The following is a 17,640-nucleotide window of genomic DNA, read 5'->3' on the forward strand; positions in this document are numbered from 1 at the left end:
GCCATGAACGTGCCCCGCTCGGCGCCATCGATACCAAAGGGCATATCACTCCTCAGCGCCGCATGGTATATTTGAGGCATGGCGACTAGGCGCCGCTGGAATAGCAGATTGCTGATCGCGGCAGGTCGCGAGTGCCACATCATGACAGAGGCGCCCCGCTGCGCAGTTGCGGCACCGCTCTCGTGCACAAGATGGTATCAAGGCGGAAGGCTGTTTCATGCACCGCATCGCCGTCGCAGTTTTCGCGCTCGCAGCCGTGGTCAGTTTTTCCGCGCACGCTGAGGTACTGATCGGCGTTTCAGCCGCGATGACCGGACGGCTCGCGTGGATCGGCGAACAGGGGCAGCGTGGCGCAGAGATGGCCGTGGCCGATATCAATGCGGCGGGCGGCGTTCTAGGCCAGCAGGTGCGGCTCATCGCGGTCGACGACTTCTGCGATCCAGAGCAAGCGGTGGCCGTCGCCAAAAAACTCGTGGCTGACGGCGTGGTTCTCGTCGTCGGGCACTACTGCTCTGGAGCCTCGATCCCGGCATCAGAGGTGTATGAGGCGGCGGGCGTTCTGCAGATTTCACCGGGGTCGACCAATCCGCTGCTGACCGAGCAGGGCCGTGCCAACGTGTTCCGCGTCATTGGTCGCGACGATGCGCAAGGCGTCGTCGCCGGCAACTATCTGGCCGATCATTGGGGCAACAAGAAAATTGCGATCCTTCACGATGGTACCACCTATGGCAGGGGCCTTGCCGATGAGACCAAAAAGCAGTTGAACAAGCGGGGCGTGACCGACACGACCTACGAGGCGTACAGTCCTGCGAAGAACGACTATTCGGTTGAAATCGCTGCACTAAAGGCTTCAAAAGTCGCGGTGGTATATGTCGGAGGATATCATGCTGAAGTTGCGCTGATGGTTCGCGCTGCACACGACCAAGGCTACGCGGTTCAGTTCATCTCAGGCGATGCCCTGGCGACCGAGGAATTTGCCCTGATCGCCGGTCCAGCCGCTGAGGGAACCCTCTTCACGTTCTCCGCGGACGCACGGCGAACCCCCAAAGCGGCCCCGGTGGTGGAGCGGTTCCGTGCAGAAAACTTCGAGCCCGCAGGCTATACGCTGCTGAGCTACGGCGCAGTTCAGGCCTGGGCGCAGGCGGTCAAGGAAGCTGGTTCGCTGGAGTTGCGCGAGGTGATTGCTTCATTGCGCGCCCACTTGTTTGATACTGTATTGGGCCGTATCGACTTTGACGACAAGGGCGACCTCACGGTTCAGAGCTGGGTATGGTATATCTGGAAGGGTGGCGAATACGTGCCACTGGAATAACGCAACGCTGATCACTGCGGATCGCGTTCGAGAAAAAAGCTGTGCGGGCCATGTTGACCACATCAGCCGGATGCATGGGTCCCCGCGATGTTTGAACGTCTCGGCATACGTGGCCGCTTACTCTTCGCTTTCTTTGGTGTCAGCACCTTCGCGGTGCTCGCAACCGCTGCAGCCGTGTATGCCTTCTTGCAAGTGGGCGCGGTCGTCGAGAGGGTCACGGAGCGCCGGGTCCCGTCGGCGCTTGCATCGCTCGAGCTGTCCCGCCAAGCTGAGCGGGTCGCCGCCACTGCGCCGGCCGTACTTGCTACGACCAGTACGGTTCAGCACAACGAGGTCTCGGCTGCAATCGGCGTGGAGATGTCGCGCCTCGAAGGGTTGCTTGCCGCGCTCAAAGGCACCGCTGCAAGCACGGCGGCGGTGGCTGAGATCGAAACCGCAGTGATTGGCCTGAGGCGCAATCTCAACGCCCTCAACGATCTTGTCGCCGCTCGCCTCGGTGTGGTTGCACGCAAAGAGGAACTGCTGGGCCGTTTGTCGGCTACGACAATCGCAAGCGAGCGTCTTGTGGCAGCCGGCATCCTCGTGATGAACTCCAAGATCCCCCAGTGGCGCGTAACCGTAGCGGATGCCACCGTACCACCCGAAGCACGCGCCGCGGCTACGACAGAGCTTGCGCAGGCAATTTCCGCCTACATCCCGCAACAGAAGGCTCAACGGGAGATTTCCGCGATCAACGAAGCGCTGCTCAAAACGGCGGTTGCACCGACCCCCGGCGACCTAGCGCTGATGTCGTTTCCGCTGCGCCGCTCGGTCGAGTGGCTTGCGGCGGTGACATCGGAGATCGATGAGAAGCTGCGGACGCGGTTCCGCCAGCGCGTTGACGAGTTCGAGGGGCTGATCGACGGCCCGAAGAGCATTGCTCAAGCGCGTGAGGACGAGCTCGCATTACTCGCAAACGGCGGGAAGCTGTTGGTCGAGAACACTCAGCTTTCGCGTAATCTGACCGTTGCCGTGGATCGCCTGGTAGCTGCGGCTAACCGTGACATCACCGAGGCTGGTCATGAAGCTGCGACTGTCCAGCGCTACGGTACCGGTGTTGTTCTTGGCTCAGCCGTTCTGAGCCTCCTGAGTTCAGTTCTGATCGTATGGTTGTATGTCGACCGCAATCTTCTTGCCCGCTTGTCGGGGCTGAGCCAAAGCATGCTTGCCATCGCCGGCGGCAATCTTCGGGCACCATTGCCTGCCACGGGCCGCGACGAGATCGGCCGCATGGCCAAGGCGCTTCTGCTGTTCCGTGACACTGCGGTCGAGGTCGAAGAAAAAAACCTGCGTGAGGTCGCCGAAGCGCGCCAGCGACTCGTCGATGCAATCGAGAGCATCTCCGAGGGCTTCGCCCTTTACGATGCTGAGGACCGGCTTGTTCTGTGTAACAGCCGCTACAGGGAAATCCTCTATCCCGGCATAGCCGATGCCGTCGCGCCTGGTGCGCAATTTGAGACGATTGTCCGTAAGGCAGTGGAACGGGGCCTCGTCGAGGATGCGAAAGGTCGGGAGGAGGAATGGCTCGCCGCGCGGCTTGAGGCACACTGCAACCCTAAGCAGACGCTGGTTCAACATCGCAGCCATGACCACTGGGTTCAAGTAAATGAGCGGCGCATTACCGGCGGCGGCACGGTCGCGGTCTACACCGATATCAGCAAGCTTAAGAGGCATGAAACAGAGCTCGAGATCGCCCGCGACGCGGCCATGGCGGCGACCCAGGCCAAGAGCAAGTTCCTTGCCAGCATGAGCCACGAGTTGCGCACGCCGCTGAACGCCATCCTGGGCATTACCGAAATGCTGCAGGAAGATGCCAGCGAAGCCGGCCAGGACGAACTGATCGAACCGCTTCAGCGGGTCGCGCGCGCCGGCAAGCATCTGCTCAAGCTCATTAATGAGGTCCTCGATCTGTCAAAGATCGAGGCCGGCCGCCTGGAATTGCATATCGAGGAGTTCGATATCGCGGGAATGGTTCAAGATGCTGCCACAACCGCGCAGCCCCTTGCGCAGAAAAACTGCAACCGGATCATCATCCGCTGCCCAGATGACATTGGCAGCATGCGCGCCGATCAGCTTCGCGTGCGCCAGATCCTCCTCAACCTCTTGAGTAACGCCTGCAAGTTCACGGAGAACGGCCAAGTGACGATTGGGGCGACCTGCGCGAAGCATGATGGAGGCGGTGGCGTGATATTTACCGTCGCCGACACTGGCATCGGTATAACGCCGCAGCAGATGACGAACCTGTTCCAGGAGTTTAGTCAGGCCGACAGTTCCACCACCCGCAAGTACGGTGGCACTGGGCTAGGGCTTGCCATCAGCCAACGCCTGTGCCGCGCGATGGATGGCCAGATCACTGTGGACAGCACTCCCGGCGCCGGTACTAAGTTCACGGTGTGGTTGCCCTCGGCAATCGACGTAGGCTTCACGCTGGAAGAGCAGCCGGCCCCTGGCACCGGCGTCGCCGCTGATGATCACCTTCGCCTCGTCTCGAACGTGGTCCTCGTCGTTGATGACGATAAGGCGGTGCGGGACCAGATGCGCCGGTTTCTTGCCCGCGAGGGTTGCGATGTAGTGACGGCCAGGGACGGTGCCGAAGGCCTTAATCTGGCCCGGCAGGTGAAGCCAGCGCTCATCACCCTTGATGTGCTCATGCCGGGTTGCGACGGCTGGAGCGTCCTGCAGGAACTGAAGGCGGATCCTGAGCTCGCGAATATCCCCGTGGTGATGCTCACGATGGCCGATAAGAGGAATCGGGGGTACGCGCTCGGTGCCGCCGATTACTTGATGAAGCCGATCGACCGCGACGCGCTCCGGAAACTGATCGCCAAATTCTGGTCGGGCGCGCCCAGTCCAGCGCTTCGCGTTCTGATCGTCGAAGATGATGAGAACACGCGCCAGCAATGGCGCCGCATATTGAGTACCGAGGGTTGCGATGTGGACGAGGCCGAGAATGGCCGGGTCGCGCTGGAACGGCTCATCCGCGCGCCTCCGGACCTGATCATTCTCGACCTCATCATGCCGGAAATGGACGGCTTCGAGTTCCTCATCGAACTGCGAAAGCAGCCTGCCTTCAAGGCGTTGCCGGTCGTGGTTGTGACGGCGGCGACCCTTGGCAAGGAAGACCACCGGCGTCTGAACGGTGGCGTCGAGCGCGTGCTCGCCAAAACCGCCTTCAGCCGCAACGAGCTTCTGGAGGAATTGCGCAAGATGGTTGCTCGGCACATTGTCAAACGAAGCTCACCTGACAAGGATCGCCGTGATGGTTAGGATCCTCTATGTCGAGGACAATGAGGACAACGTCTATATGCTGTCCGCGCGGCTAAGACGCAAAGGCTACGAGGTAGTCGTCGCCACCGATGGCGATCAGGGCGTGGCGCGTGCACGATCGGACGCCCCGGCGCTAATCCTGATGGACTTAAGCCTTCCCGTCCTCGACGGCTGGGAGGCGACAAGACGTCTCAAGGCATTCGTTGAGACGCGAAGTATTCCCGTGATCGCACTTTCGTCGCACGCGATGGCTGGCGATCGCGAAGCAGCACTGGCGGCCGGGTGCGATGACTTCGATACCAAGCCCGTCGACTTCGCGCGCCTGCTTGGAAAGATCAAGGCCCTGCTCCCAAAGGAGTCGATGCCATGAGTGAGGTTGGACCTGCCCTGCTTGTCGTCGATGATAACGAGGACAATCGCTTTACGCTGACCGAACGCTTGAAGCGAGAAGGCTACCGGAACGTGGGATGCGCCAGCAATGGACGGGAGGCGCTCGAAATGCTGGCAACGAGACTGTTCGACCTTGTGCTGCTCGACATTACGATGCCGGAAATGGACGGCTACCAGGTGCTCGAGCACCTGAAGGCCGACACAACGCTGCGCAACATTCCGGTTGTCATGATATCGGCGGTCGATGAGATCGACAATGTGGCGCGCTGCATCAGCCTCGGCGCCGAGGACTATCTGGCCAAACCGTTCAACGCGGTTCTGCTGCGTGCCCGCGTGGCCGCGTGCCTGGAAAAGAAGAGGCTGCGCGACCAAGAGGCGGTATATACGCAGCAAATCGAAAACGAAAAGCGCCGAGCCGACGACCTTCTGTACGCCATCCTACCGGCCGGCGCGGTGCGCGAGCTCAAAGCGACCAATGAGGTCCGGCCCCGCCGATACAATGAAGTCGCGGTGCTATTCTGTGATATCGTTGGCTTCACAGCCTATTGCGATGAGAATCCGCCAGAGAAAGTGGTGGAGGATCTTCAGGCGCTGATCGGCGAATTCGAACAAATCGTCCGTCAGCATGGGATGGAGAAAATCAAGACTATCGGCGACGCCTTTATGGCTACGGCCGGCCTGTTTGATCGCATGCCAGATCCGGTTTTTGCCAGCTTGCAATGTGGACTCGACATGGTGACGGCATCACGCCTCATCGAGCCCAAATGGGAAGTGCGAGTCGGAGTTCAATTCGGTCCAGTTGTGGCGGGAATCATCGGGCAGCGGCAATACGTGTTCGACCTGTGGGGCGACACGGTAAATATGGCCTCCCGGATCGCAGCCCATGCTAGCCCTGGGACCGTCGCGACCAGCGGGGCCACGTGGCATCGCATTCGCGAGCGGGGTCGCGGGCGCTCACTGGGCTTCGTAGAAATCAAGGGCAAGGGTCGGATTGAACTGATCGAATGCCAGGAACTTCGTTGAGGGGACCGGAACAACCCTAGCCACCCTTCGCCATGCAGTTCGTCTTGCCAGTCTGAGACGTTCCTGAGCAACGGATCGCGGCAGATGTGGCCGGCATGTGCCGGTGACATCGTGTCCGTGCATTTACCGGATCGGCACATCCCTCTGCCTTGCAGCGGCCAGAAGCCGCTCATGAACACCATTGATTGCAGGAGCGATCATGTAGCCGTTCTCCAGATCGCCAATCATAACCGACTGCTCGCGCGGTGCTGCCAGCCAATGCAATCCAATGAGAGCGCATATCATAGCATCGATCTTGTCCTGGTCAGCTTTCCTCGGCGCCGCGTTTGCTGAGATGACTGAACACCATGACTCTAGTTGCGCCAGGGCTCGGAGCTCTCCGAATTTCCGGACCGTTTCCGACACAGACCGCCAGTGCGCGAACTTAAACGTCTTCCGGTTGGCTGGATTGTATTTTGGAGCGCCGAGGCGGCGGCAATAGCTATCCTCGATTGCGAGTAATGCCAGGGCGGGAAAAACTTCGAGAAGAAATAATCCTTCACGCGCTGTTCGTGCAAGTTCGGGATCCTCGATTGCACCAAGTGCGCCCTTGAACCGCCAGATTGGCGCAGCAGCATCGAACATGCCAAGCTTCGATCGGTTCGCCGGTTGAACGCCGCCACCTACCCAGGAAATGAGCGATCCGGCAACCTTGTCGACGGGTCGCGAACCGCTCATATTTGGCACAATTGTCGGCTGATCAAGAGCGACTAGGCATTTGCCGACTTGCCCTCGCTCGCTATGGATGATCTCTACCGCCTCGTTGAAGGAGGCGAGCCGGGGCATGAAGTGCAATCGCGACCCCGCTTCGTCTTCGCGTAAGACGCAGATCCCTCCTGGCGCCCTGGGATTGTCTGTCCACGCAGAGTCGAACCCAATCACAGATGTGGTCGAGGTGCTCATTCCATCCTCTTCAGGCAGACTCACTCCCGCAGAACGTAGCTGGTGCTGCGTCCTCCAGCCGCTTCCCTTCTGAGGATACCGCGCCGCAGAAGGTCGTTTATATCCCTCAGCGCAGTGTCGGGCGAGCACTTTTCAATTGTGGCATATTTCGAGGACGTGAGCTTTCCATCGAATCCGTCGAGGAGGCGATTGGTCATGTCACGTTGGCGGTCATTGAATGTTTCGCCCTCGTGTTGCTTCCAGAATTCGGCCTTGAAAAGCACATCTGAGAGGGTTTCCTCCGCACCTCCTATGGCGCGGTCAAGGCATTGCAGGAACCAATCCAGCCACGGCGTGACGTCAAGGTCCGGGGCTTTCTGCGTCCTCTCCAGAATATCGTAGTAAGCTTTTCGGTCGAGACGAATTTGCGCCGACATGCTGTAAAAGCGCTGCGGGCTATCTTCGGACCGGGCCAGCATCATATCCGCTATTGCACGAGCAATGCGGCCATTGCCGTCATCGAAGGGATGGATGGTCACAAACCAGAGGTGCGCTAGGCCCGCCTTTAGGACAAGATCAATGTCCTCGCCGCCATTGAACCAGTCGAGAAATGCGGTCATTTCGGGGTCGAGCCGTTCTGCAGCTGGCGCCTTATAGTGGACGCGTTCCTTGCCGAGCGGACCCGAGACGACCTGCATCGGCCCCGACTTGTCGTCGCGCCAAGCTCCGACAACAATCCTCGTCATGCCGCTGCGACCAGTGGGAAAAAGCGCCGCATGCCAGCCGAATAGGCGTTCGTCGGTCAAGGATTCGTCGAATTTCTGCGTGGCATCAAGCATCATCTCGACGACGCGCTCAACATTGCGGTCGGCGGGCAGCACCGCGCCAGCCTCGATGCCAAGGCGACGGGCAATCGATGACCTGACCTGCTGGCGGTCGAGGATTTCGCCTTCGATCTCGCTGGATTTGATAACGTCTTCGGTCAGCGTCTTGAGAATGGCTTCCTGGCGTAATGGGAAGCCTAGCGCCTGCATATGGCCAAAGAGTCTGCCCTGCCGATGCCGGACTGTGGCGAGCTGCCGGGACAAATTTTCCAGATTCCATTCGAACTGGGGCCATTCCGGCAACTGATGAATGTACTTTGGCATAATCCCCGTATCTCCTGCGGAGATTATGCGTCTCATTCACCGCAAAATCAATCGTAATCGCCGCGAAGAACTCGGAGATTAGGAGCTGTTTTCGCCGCATGCCTGTCTTGCCCATGCAGGTTGCTCGTATTTTTCGCGAGCGCGTCCTGCCCACGCCCGGCGAAACAATCACTGTCGAGCCTGAGATAAGAGCAATTCATCTCTTCGCAGCTGACGACGGCGTGAGACTGAATTAGAACCTAGGGATACCGGAACGATCCCGAATTCTTCGAGGGCAACAGCCGGCTCGGCCGTTAAGGCTGGCTTCATAATCTTGCCCGTTCGGCTGAAGAGCAAAACCGACCGGAGGCCAGTAGTGATGCCGAGCGGACGATAGAGAAGCCGTCTTACGACAAGGGTCACTTAAGGATCGAGGCCTGATGCACCAGCCTTTTGATGCGCTTGCGCTCACATTCCGGCACCGTACTGTTATGACCTAGGTATTCACATTTTACAGGATGCAACATGACGGCCAACCGCCCGATGCCCGAAGAGACAGGTATCCTTGAATTTCTTTCCGTCTGTAGCAGCGTCTATCCGGACGATGCGGTATCGCAATCTACCGAAGCCCAGCGGGCCCGATATGACGCGCTGTGTGCCCGTTTCAGTCCGCCGATTCCTGCTGGCCTGACTTTCGCTGATGCTCCGATCCGGACTGTGCCGACAAGGCGCTACAGGCCACGGCATGTGACGAGCGAGACCTTGCTGCTCTATCTGCATGGCGGCGGTTTCGTCGTCGGCTCGCTTGAGAGCCACCACGCGATCTGTGCGGAAATCGCCGACTTTGCGGGTGCCGAACTGGTCGCCGTCGACTATCGGCTGGCACCAGAACATCGCTGGCCGGCGCAGACCGACGATGGCTTCGCTGTGCTTTCCGAGCTTGTCTCAAGCGGCAGCAGGATCGTCCTCATCGGCGATAGCGCCGGAGGCAATCTCGCAGCGGGGCTTGCCATGCGGGCAAAGCAGGCGGGGCTTTCCAGCATCGCCGGACAGGTTCTGATTTACCCGGCGCTGGGCGGTGATCTAACGGCCGGATCCTACGTCGAGATGAGCGAAGCGCCAGGACTAACGACGGCCGATGTGGCCTATTACCGGGAAATCCTGCAGGCACCGCAAGACGATCCGGTAGCAGCACCGCTCCAGTCTGCCTTTGTTGGTGGACTACCACCAGCCTTTATCACCGGCGCGGCCTTCGACCCCCTGCGGGACGACTCTCGACAGTATGCCGCGCGGCTGGCGCAGACCGGTGTCGAAGTTTGGTTCCGCGAGGAGCCCGCAGATGGTGCATGCCTGGTTGCGGGCCCGCCATATGAGCGACGGCGCGCGTGCTGGTTTCCTGGCTGTCTGCGAGGCGGTGCGCCGTTTTGCAGCGGCGTGACACTCACATTAGGTCGCGGGGGACGCGTTTCTCTGCGAAAACCTTCTCGAAAATCTGAACGTCGGCTTCATAGGCCGTTACCATGGCATTGATGATCCAGTCGGTCTTCGTGCATGCGATTTTCGCCGTCGCAACAGTTCGCACGAACCAGCCGGAGCGGCGCATGTCGCAGGTCCAGGTGGAGTTGCCTGTCATCGATAGCGGATCGGCGGGTGAAATCGACCAGACCTCCTCGCGGAGTTGCCGCGTCGAAAGGGCGGTTTCAGGATGCTCGTAGAGGCCGGTGTCCTCGTGGATGCGATATTCCGTGCGATTGGCCGAAAGATCACGCACGACCTGCCGCTTCGTCGCCGCCGGTGCGTGTTCGATGTATTTGGGCAAGGGATCGGGATTAGCCGGTTCGGGAATATCGACCCGGCGATGCTCTCCGAGCATCGGCAGCGCCAGGCCAAGCGAGGCGATATCGATCTCCACACCTTGATCGTCCGGCGGCGGCAGGATCATCGGCCAGTATGCGGTGGATAGCGACAGGCGGATGCGATGTCCCTTGCGGAAGCGGTAGCCACAGACATCAAGCACGAGCCGGATCGAGACTTTCTCGCCGGGTGGGAGCGGAGCGGGGTCTGCGTTGCCGTCGCGATGGGTGAGATTGATGACGCCGAAGGTGACGCGTGTCGCCGTACCGTCCGGATGGATATCGACGAGCCGGGCGCAGAGATTGCCGGTGAGGGCTTCGGAGCGCAGCGAGAGGCTGAGCACCGGGCGGCCGAGATAATCATGGTCTGCGGCAAGCGGCGTGGTATCGAAGGTGAGCGAACCGGCGTCGTCGGAGCGTTGGTCGATCGCCATCTCCGCATCGGGCTTCAGCGTAAAATATTCGCCGGATGCGGTGCCAGTATCTAGCGGCGAACGCAGATAAGCTATGTGTTCTGGCGCCTGCGGGATCGGCAGGCCCTCAGTCAGCTTGCCGAATTGCTCTACATAGAAGCACTGCATTTCCGGCGGCTTCCAATCATCCTTGGCAACCCAGAAGCCCGTATCGAACTCGCGCCGCGGAGCCGGGCGGATGGCGTCGAGAATATATGCGCGGGTCTGGGGCAGCATGTCGATGCCGTTGTCCTCGCCGCGCAGCCACTTGTTCCACCAGGCGATCGCCTCGCCATGAAAGTCTGTCCGCGGCTTCGGCCAGGCGAAGTGCGGATATTTGTGAACCCACGGGCCGATCAGGGCCTTCGCTTTCTCACCCAGCCCTTCGGCGGCCGCCAAAGGCGTATTGCGATAGCCGTCCGCCCAGCCTGCGATGACTAGCGCGGAAATCTCGACATTCGAAAAATCCTGTGAGATCGAGCCGTGGCGCCAGAACGCGTCGCGGCGCTGATGGGTCAGCCACTCTTCCATGAAGAAGGGCTCCTGTTCCAGCCGCTCCAGCCACATCTCTTTCCAACGTTCGCCGACCAGAGCCGGATCGGGCGAACGGGATTGATAGCCAAGCATGGTTGCTGCCCACGAGAGTTGCGCAGAAAGATGGCAGCCGTTTTTATAGTGGATATCGTCATTGTAGCGGTCGACGGTGGATGCGATTGAGATGACGGCCTTCAGCGCTGGAGGCCGGAGCGCTGCAACCTGCAGGCTGTTGAAGCCACCCCAGGAGATCCCCATCATGCCGACCGAACCGTTTGACCAGGGCTGAGCGGCAATCCACGCGATCAGTTCGCAGGCGTCGGCAAGTTCAAGTTCTGTGTACTCGCCATCGATCACGCCGTCGGATTCGCCGGAGCCGCGGATATCGACGCGGACGCCGGCAATGCCTGCGACTGCGAAGACCGGATAGGTCGATTCGTCGCGAAGGCTCGTTCCGTCCCGCTTTCGGTAAGGCAGAAATTCAAAGACGACGGGCACCGGATCGTTCTCCGCACCATCCGGCATCCAGATACGGGCCGCAAGCCGCGTGCCGTCCTTCAGCGTGATCCATTGATTTTCGATGGTGGTGAAACCGCGCGAGGTCATGTTATGTTCCATGATATAATTGTCGTGAAGCGAGGCTCCAGTAGCCGCCTCGCGGGATTCAGTTACCGGCGCTTTCCATCCGCCGTGTCGCGAAAACGCGTTCCAGCCAGCCGATTTCCATCTCTGGCACAGATTTGAGCAGCAGGTCGGTGTAGTCGTCGAAAGGCGCTGACAGCGCCTTTGACTTCGGCCCAAACCGTACGAGCCTGCCGCGATGCATGACGGCGACGCTATCGGCGATCGCTCTGACGGTTGCGATGTCGTGGGTGATGAAGATGTAGGAGAGCTGCTCTTTTTCCTGCAGCCGCAGGAGAAGTTTGAGAATACCCTCGGCGACCAGAGGGTCAAGCGCCGACGTCGGCTCGTCGCAAAGGATCAGTTCCGGCTCGGCGGCAAGGGCGCGGGCGATGGCGACCCGCTGTTTCTGGCCGCCGGACAGCTCGGCCGGATAGCGGCCGACGAAGCCGTTGCTCATCTCAATCTGTTCGAGCAGCTCCTTGACACGCGCAGTCTTTGCCGCGCCGCGCAGGCCGAAATAGAAAGTGAGGGGACGGCCGATGATATCGCGCACGGTCTGGCGCGGGTTCATTGCGGTATCCGCCATCTGGTAGATGAGCTGAATGCGCCGCAGCTCGTCGCGCGATCGCTCCTTCAGGGCTGGCGTCAGCTTCTTGCCGTTGAAAGAAATTCCGCCTTCGCTGGGCGGTAGGAGCCCGGTGATGACGCGGGCGAGCGTCGACTTGCCGGAGCCGGATTCGCCGACGATCGCCAGCGTCTGGCCCTTCGGCACATGCAGCGAGACATCGTGGAGAACCTTGTACCCGTTTGAATATTGCGCGCTGACACGTTCGACCTTCAGGAGCGCGCCGGACTGATCGGCGGCTTCCACGCGGGCGATCTGGCGAACGTTGACGAGGGCACGGGTATAATCCTCCCGTGGGGCCTCGATGATCTGCTGCACGGATCCATATTCGACTTGCCTGCCGTGACGAAGAACCATGATGTCGTCCGAGACCTGCGCAACGACGGCAAGGTCATGCGTGATGTAGAGTGCGGCAGTATGCGTTTCCTCAATGGCTTGCTTGATCGCCGCCAGGACGTCGATCTGCGTCGTCACATCGAGCGCGGTCGTCGGCTCATCGAAAACGATCAGCTTCGGATTGGAACAAAGCGCCATCGCCGTCATGGCACGCTGCAACTGGCCGCCCGAGACCTGGTGGGGGAAACGGTTACCGAACGTCTCGGGGTTTGGAAGGCCGAGAACGCGAAAGAGATAGAGCGCACGCTTGCCGGCCTCGTCCTTGGTCATCAAACCGTGCTTGACCGACGCTTCGATCACCTGCTCGCCCAGCCTGTGGGCCGGATTGAAGGCGGCAGCAGCCGATTGCGCGACATAGCAGACGCGGGCGCCGCGAATCCGGCGGATGCCCGATTTCCCCAGTGGCAGGATATCCACTCCGTCGAGCATGACCGCGCCGCCGGTGATTTCGGCGCCGCCGCGACCGTAGGCGAGCGCTGAAAGACCGATCGTGGATTTTCCGGCGCCGGATTCGCCGATCAGGCCCAGCACCTTGCCCTTCTGCAGGTTGAAGGAGACGCCGTCGACGATTGTGACGCGCTTCGGCGGCTCGCCCGGCGGGTAGCTGGTTGCTTCGATCTTAAGGTCGCGAACGGAAAGAAGCTCAGGCATCGCCACGCCCTCCCTTGAGGCTGGAGGTGCGCTTCAGGAGCCAGTCCACCACCAGATTGACACAGACTGCGAGCGCCGCAATCGCGGAGCCCGGAACGAGAGCGGCAGATATGCCGAAGATGATGCCGTCTTTGTTGTCCTTGACCATGCCGCCCCAATCCGCCGACGGCGGCTGGATGCCGAGTCCGAGGAAAGACAACGTCGACAGAAAAAGGATCGAGAAGGCGAAGCGCAGGCCGAATTCGGCGAGCAGAGGCGAGAGCGTGTTCGGAAGGATTTCACAGAAGATGATCCAGATCTTGCCTTCGCCGCGCAGCCTGGCCGCCTCCACGAATTCCATGACCGCCACATCCAGCGCGACGGCGCGGCCGAGACGATAGACGCGGGTGGAATCGAGGATCGCCATCACCAGGATGAGCACAATCAGGTTCTGCGGCAGCACCGCCAGCACGACAAGGGCGAAGATCAGGGTAGGGATCGACATCATCAAGTCGTTGAAGCGCGAGAAGATCGTGTCGATCAATCCGCGCGAAACGGCGGCGGTGAAGCTGAGGATGATCCCCAGCGAAAACGAGATGATCGTTGCTGCCAGCGCCACGAACAGTGTCGTTCGGGCGCCGTAGATCAGCCGCGAAAGAATATCGCGGCCGAGATTGTCGAGGCCGAAGAAATACTGCGCGTCACCCACTTGCCAGACATTGCCGACAACTTCGGTCTCGCCATATGGCGCGATCCATGGTGCGAAGATCGCACAGCTGAAGACCAGCAGAATGCCTATGATGCCGATCCAGGCGGTAATGGGGATGCCTCTCAATCTCATCGTGGATGCCTCAGACGCGGGTTGGCGACGATCGCCAGGGTATCGGCAACCATGTTGAGAAGGATGTAGACCGCGGCGAAGATCAGGCCGCAGGCTTGGACGACCGGCATATCGCGGACGGTAACGGCGTCGACCATGTACTGGCCTATGCCGGGATAGACGAAGACGACCTCGACCACGACGACGCCAACGACGAGATAGGCAAGGTTCAGCGCTACGACGTTGATGATCGGCGCCAAAGCATTGGGTGCGGCATGTTTGACGATAGAGCGGAAGGCGCTGAGGCCTTTCAGTTCTGCGGTTTCCATATAAGCCGACGACATCACAGACAGGATTGCGGCCCGCGTCATGCGCATCATATGAGCAAGGACAACGAGTACCAACGTTGCGGTCGGCAGGGCGATGGCCTTCAGCCGATCGACGAAAGCCATGCCGTCGTAGACGGTCGCAGGAAATGTCGCGACCCCGAATTTCACGCCGAAGAACAGGATGAGCAGATAACCGATGAAGAATTCCGGTAGTGAAATCGCCGCCAGAGAGATCACATTGATGATCTTGTCAGGCAAACGGTTTCGGAAATGCACCGCCAGCATGCCGAGCCCGACGGCAAGCGGCACCGAAATCAACGCCGCAAAGGCTGCAAGGAAGAGCGAATTGCCGAGCCGCTTGGCGATCTGCTCGCTCACCGAATTCTTGCTTGCCCAGGAGGTGCCGAAATCACCCTGCACGGCATTGCCGACCCACTCGAAATAACGCGTGGTCACAGGCCGGTCGAGACCGAGTTCGGTGCGGATATTGGCGACGGCCTGCGGCGTCGCCGACTGGCCGAGATAGGTTGTCGCGAAATCGCCCGGCAGCGCTTCAAGGCCGGCGAAGATCAGGATCGAGACAGCAAGAAGCAGCAAAAGACTGAGCACGAAGCGCTCGGCAATGAGGGACAGCAGCGGGAAACGCTGCTTGAACCTTAGTCCCGGTGAGACGGTGCTGGGTGGCGGATTGGACATGGCTGATGCCTCGCGCTGAAACCTCAGGAAGACCGCGGAGGTTTTCCGCGGTCCCGGTTCCGTTAGAGATGAGGGCGTCTCCGCCCTGCTTCGAGCATCAGGCGTCCAGCCAGACGCGGGTCGCGACGTAGCCGTTCGACATGTCGTTGCCGATATCGTGAACGTAGCCCTTCACCTGCTTGGTGGAGGCGTTCACGAAGTCGTTGAACATCGGCAGGATGACGCCGCCTTCATCGCGGACCATCATCGCCATGCTGCGATACATCTCCTTGCGCTTGGCTTCGTCGAGTTCCGAACGGGCTTCGAGCAGGATCTTGTCGAAGTCCGGGCGCAGGAAACGGGTGTCGTTCCAGTCGGCCGTCGAGATATAGGCCGTGGAGTACATCTGGTCCTGCGTCGGACGGCCGCCCCAATAGGACGTCGAGAAGGGCTGCACGTTCCAGACGTTTGTCCAGTAACCGTCGCCTGGCTCGCGCTTGACCTCGATATTGATCCCAGCCTTCTTGCAGCTTTCCTGATAGAGGACGGCGGCATCGACGGCACCCGGGAAGGCAACCTCGGAGGTACGCAGCAGGACTGAGCCGCTGTGACCTGATTTCTTGTAGTGGAAGGCCGCCTTGTCCGGATCATAGGCGCGCTGTTCGATGCCCTCGGGGAAAAGCGCATATGTGCTGTTGATCGGGAAGTCATTGCCAACCTTGCCGTAACCGCCAAGAATCTTCTTGACCATCGTCTCGCGGTCCATGGCGTATTTCAGCGCCATGAGCAGATCGTTGTTGTCGAAGGGCGCAGTGTTACAATGCATGATGAAGACGTAATGGCCGCGGCCGGACGTCGACAGGATTTCGACATTCGGCGCACGCTTCAACAGGTCCACGGTCTTCGGATCGACGCGGTTGATGTAGTGCACCTGACCCGACGAAAGCGCTGCAATACGTGCCGTCGCATCGTTCATGCCGATGATTTCGATCGAGTCGACATAACCACGATCGCTGCGCCAGTCGTCCTTGTTCTTTTCGAAGGTCGCACGTACGCCGGCTTCAAAACTCGCAAGCTTGTAGGGACCGGTGCCGATAGAGGCGAGCGGGTCGTCATTGCCGCCGTTCGGCTGAATGACGAGGTGGTAGTCGGTCAGGAGCAACGGCATGTCGGCGTTGCCTTCGGTCAGCGTCAGGACGAGGTCGCTGCCGTCGGCCTTGATCTCCTTGATCGACTTGACGACACCAAGAGCGCCTGACTCCGATTTGCTGTCGGTATGGCGCTTCAGCGTCGCAACGACATCGTCGATCGTCAGGTCCTTACCGTTGTGGAACTTGACACCCTTGCGGATTTTAAAGGTCCACGTGACGGCATCGTTAGACGCTTCCCAGGATTCGGCTAGCGCCGGAACGGCAGCGCCGGTCAGCGGGTCGGATTCGACCAGCATGTCGCCCCAGCAACGGCCGACGCAGAACATGAATTGTGACAGGAACTTTGCCGGGTCCTTGGAATCGGTGGCAGCGCCGCCCTCGAGACCGAGTTTCAGGTGACCGCCGCGCTTTGGTTCGGCTGCCGTTGCGCTTTCGGTGAAGAGCTGGTCTGCAAGCGCCAGCGTAATGCCGGCCGCCATTGCGCGTCCCATGAACTCGCGGCGGCTGAGACCGCCCGCACTCACGCGGCTTGCCAGATATTTCGTGTAGTCGTTCATTCCCCTGTTCCTTCTTCTTGATGTTGATAGAACTCCCGGGCAACGCTTCGGGATGCGGTTTCCTCTTCCGCCCCGAAACCTCACTGCCCGCAATCATGCGGAAAATGATGCGGTCGCTGCCGCCTCTTCACCTTCCTTTCCAGATTGGGCTTCGCTTCTCCCCGAAAGCCCGTGCGCCTTCCAACTGGTCTTCGCTCGAATAAAGGGCATCGACCGTTGCAAACTGCCTTTTGGTGATCTTGTTCATGGCAGTCTGAAATGTCATTCCTTCGGCTTCGCGCACGATCTCCTTGATGGCTGCATAGACGAGCGGCGGGCCGCTATCGAGAAGGCGGGCCAGTTCCCATGCCCGCTCCATCAGCCTGTCCGCAGCGACAATTTCATTGACGAAACCCCAGCGATGCGCCTCCGTAACGTCAAGCCATCGGCCAGTCAGAAGCATGTCCATCGCGATATGGTAGGGGATGCGCTTCGGCAGCTTGATCGAAGCAGCGTCTGCGATCGTTCCCGAGCGAATTTCCGGAAGCGCAAAGGTTGCGTGCTTGGCGGCGATGATCAGGTCGGCCGAAAGGGCAATCTCCAGACCACCACCGCAACAGATGCCGTTGACAGCGCAGATGACGGGCTTGTTGAGGTCACGCAGTTCCTGCAAGCCGCCGAACCCGCCGACGCCATAATCGCCATCGACCGCATCGCCGGCTGCCGCAGCCTTCAGATCCCATCCGGCCGAGAAGAATTTCTCGCCAGCACCCGACACGATGGCGACACGCAACTTAGGGTCGTCGCGGAAATTGCGGAAAATCAGGCCCATGTTGCGGCTGGTCGCAAGGTCGATGGCGTTCGCCTTCGGCCGGTCAATGATGACCTCGAGGATACCGCTGTCGCGTCTGGTGCGAATGGGGTCTTGCAACTTCT

At 60.1% G+C, this 17,640-nt stretch carries 11 protein-coding genes and 3 pseudogenes; 6 read left to right on the top strand and 8 right to left on the bottom strand.

The features are described from left to right. The first annotated feature begins 217 nt into the window (after positions 1–217). From ACZ9BX_RS24935 to ACZ9BX_RS24955, 5 genes and pseudogenes are all read left to right on the top strand, one after another. Positions 218–1,312 carry a branched-chain amino acid ABC transporter substrate-binding protein gene (locus ACZ9BX_RS24935; protein ID WP_100770406.1) on the top strand — a complete coding sequence of 365 codons (1,095 nt, stop codon included), beginning with the start codon at positions 218–220 and terminating at the stop codon, positions 1,310–1,312. Positions 1,313–1,399: 87 nt separating this feature from the next. Further along, a pseudogene (locus ACZ9BX_RS24940) lies at positions 1,400–3,268 on the top strand (PAS-domain containing protein); the annotation flags it as partial. 162 nt (positions 3,269–3,430) lie between these two features. Continuing rightward, positions 3,431–4,618: pseudogene (locus tag ACZ9BX_RS24945) on the top strand (response regulator); the annotation flags it as partial. Then, positions 4,611–4,988, top strand: a complete 378-nt coding sequence (locus tag ACZ9BX_RS24950) for a response regulator (protein ID WP_476220752.1) — start codon at positions 4,611–4,613, stop codon at positions 4,986–4,988. The pseudogene ACZ9BX_RS24945 and the gene ACZ9BX_RS24950, both read left to right, overlap by 8 nt. Next, positions 4,985–6,031: an adenylate/guanylate cyclase domain-containing protein gene (locus ACZ9BX_RS24955; RefSeq protein WP_476220753.1), complete on the top strand. Its 1,047-nt coding sequence runs from the start codon at positions 4,985–4,987 to the stop codon at positions 6,029–6,031. The genes ACZ9BX_RS24950 and ACZ9BX_RS24955 overlap by 4 nt, the downstream gene beginning before the upstream one ends. Before the next feature lie 123 nt (positions 6,032–6,154). Here the strand turns inward: ACZ9BX_RS24955 and ACZ9BX_RS24960 are convergent, their stop codons facing one another. Together ACZ9BX_RS24960 and ACZ9BX_RS24965 are read right to left on the bottom strand one after the other, a co-directional pair. Then, entirely contained in the window at positions 6,155–6,973 is an 819-nt protein-coding gene (locus ACZ9BX_RS24960; protein ID WP_476220755.1) for a DUF429 domain-containing protein, read from the bottom strand. Between the two features lie 20 nt (positions 6,974–6,993). Further along, positions 6,994–8,100, bottom strand: coding sequence for a Fic family protein (locus ACZ9BX_RS24965; RefSeq protein ID WP_476220757.1), 1,107 nt, complete (start codon positions 8,098–8,100; stop codon positions 6,994–6,996). A gap of 504 nt (positions 8,101–8,604) precedes the next feature. Between ACZ9BX_RS24965 and ACZ9BX_RS24970 the strand changes: the two are divergent. Beyond that, positions 8,605–9,517 (top strand): annotated as a pseudogene (locus ACZ9BX_RS24970) (alpha/beta hydrolase). Between the two features lie 3 nt (positions 9,518–9,520). Here the strand turns inward: ACZ9BX_RS24970 and ACZ9BX_RS24975 are convergent. The 6 genes from ACZ9BX_RS24975 to ACZ9BX_RS25000 form a co-directional block, all read right to left on the bottom strand. Continuing rightward, positions 9,521–11,524, bottom strand: coding sequence for a CocE/NonD family hydrolase (locus ACZ9BX_RS24975; protein ID WP_476220758.1), 2,004 nt, complete (start codon positions 11,522–11,524; stop codon positions 9,521–9,523). Between the two features lie 58 nt (positions 11,525–11,582). Continuing rightward, positions 11,583–13,214 (bottom strand): ABC transporter ATP-binding protein, encoded by a 1,632-nt coding sequence (locus ACZ9BX_RS24980; RefSeq protein ID WP_476220760.1) that lies wholly within the window; start codon positions 13,212–13,214, stop codon positions 11,583–11,585. Beyond that, a complete protein-coding gene (locus ACZ9BX_RS24985; RefSeq protein WP_476220761.1) occupies positions 13,207–14,034 on the bottom strand; it encodes an ABC transporter permease in 828 nt (275 codons plus the stop codon). Before ACZ9BX_RS24985 ends, ACZ9BX_RS24980 begins: the two co-directional genes overlap by 8 nt. Beyond that, complete coding sequence (locus ACZ9BX_RS24990) at positions 14,031–15,038, bottom strand: ABC transporter permease (protein WP_476220763.1); 1,008 nt, start codon at positions 15,036–15,038, stop codon at positions 14,031–14,033. The genes ACZ9BX_RS24985 and ACZ9BX_RS24990 overlap by 4 nt, the downstream gene beginning before the upstream one ends. A 97-nt stretch (positions 15,039–15,135) precedes the next feature. Beyond that, positions 15,136–16,725 (bottom strand): ABC transporter substrate-binding protein, encoded by a 1,590-nt coding sequence (locus ACZ9BX_RS24995; RefSeq protein ID WP_476220764.1) that lies wholly within the window; start codon positions 16,723–16,725, stop codon positions 15,136–15,138. Positions 16,726–16,852: 127 nt separating this feature from the next. Continuing rightward, complete coding sequence (locus tag ACZ9BX_RS25000) at positions 16,853–17,635, bottom strand: carnitinyl-CoA dehydratase (RefSeq protein ID WP_476220765.1); 783 nt, start codon at positions 17,633–17,635, stop codon at positions 16,853–16,855. Positions 17,636–17,640 lie beyond the last annotated feature (5 nt).

Source organism: Rhizobium sp. USDA 3886 (assembly GCF_056279785.1).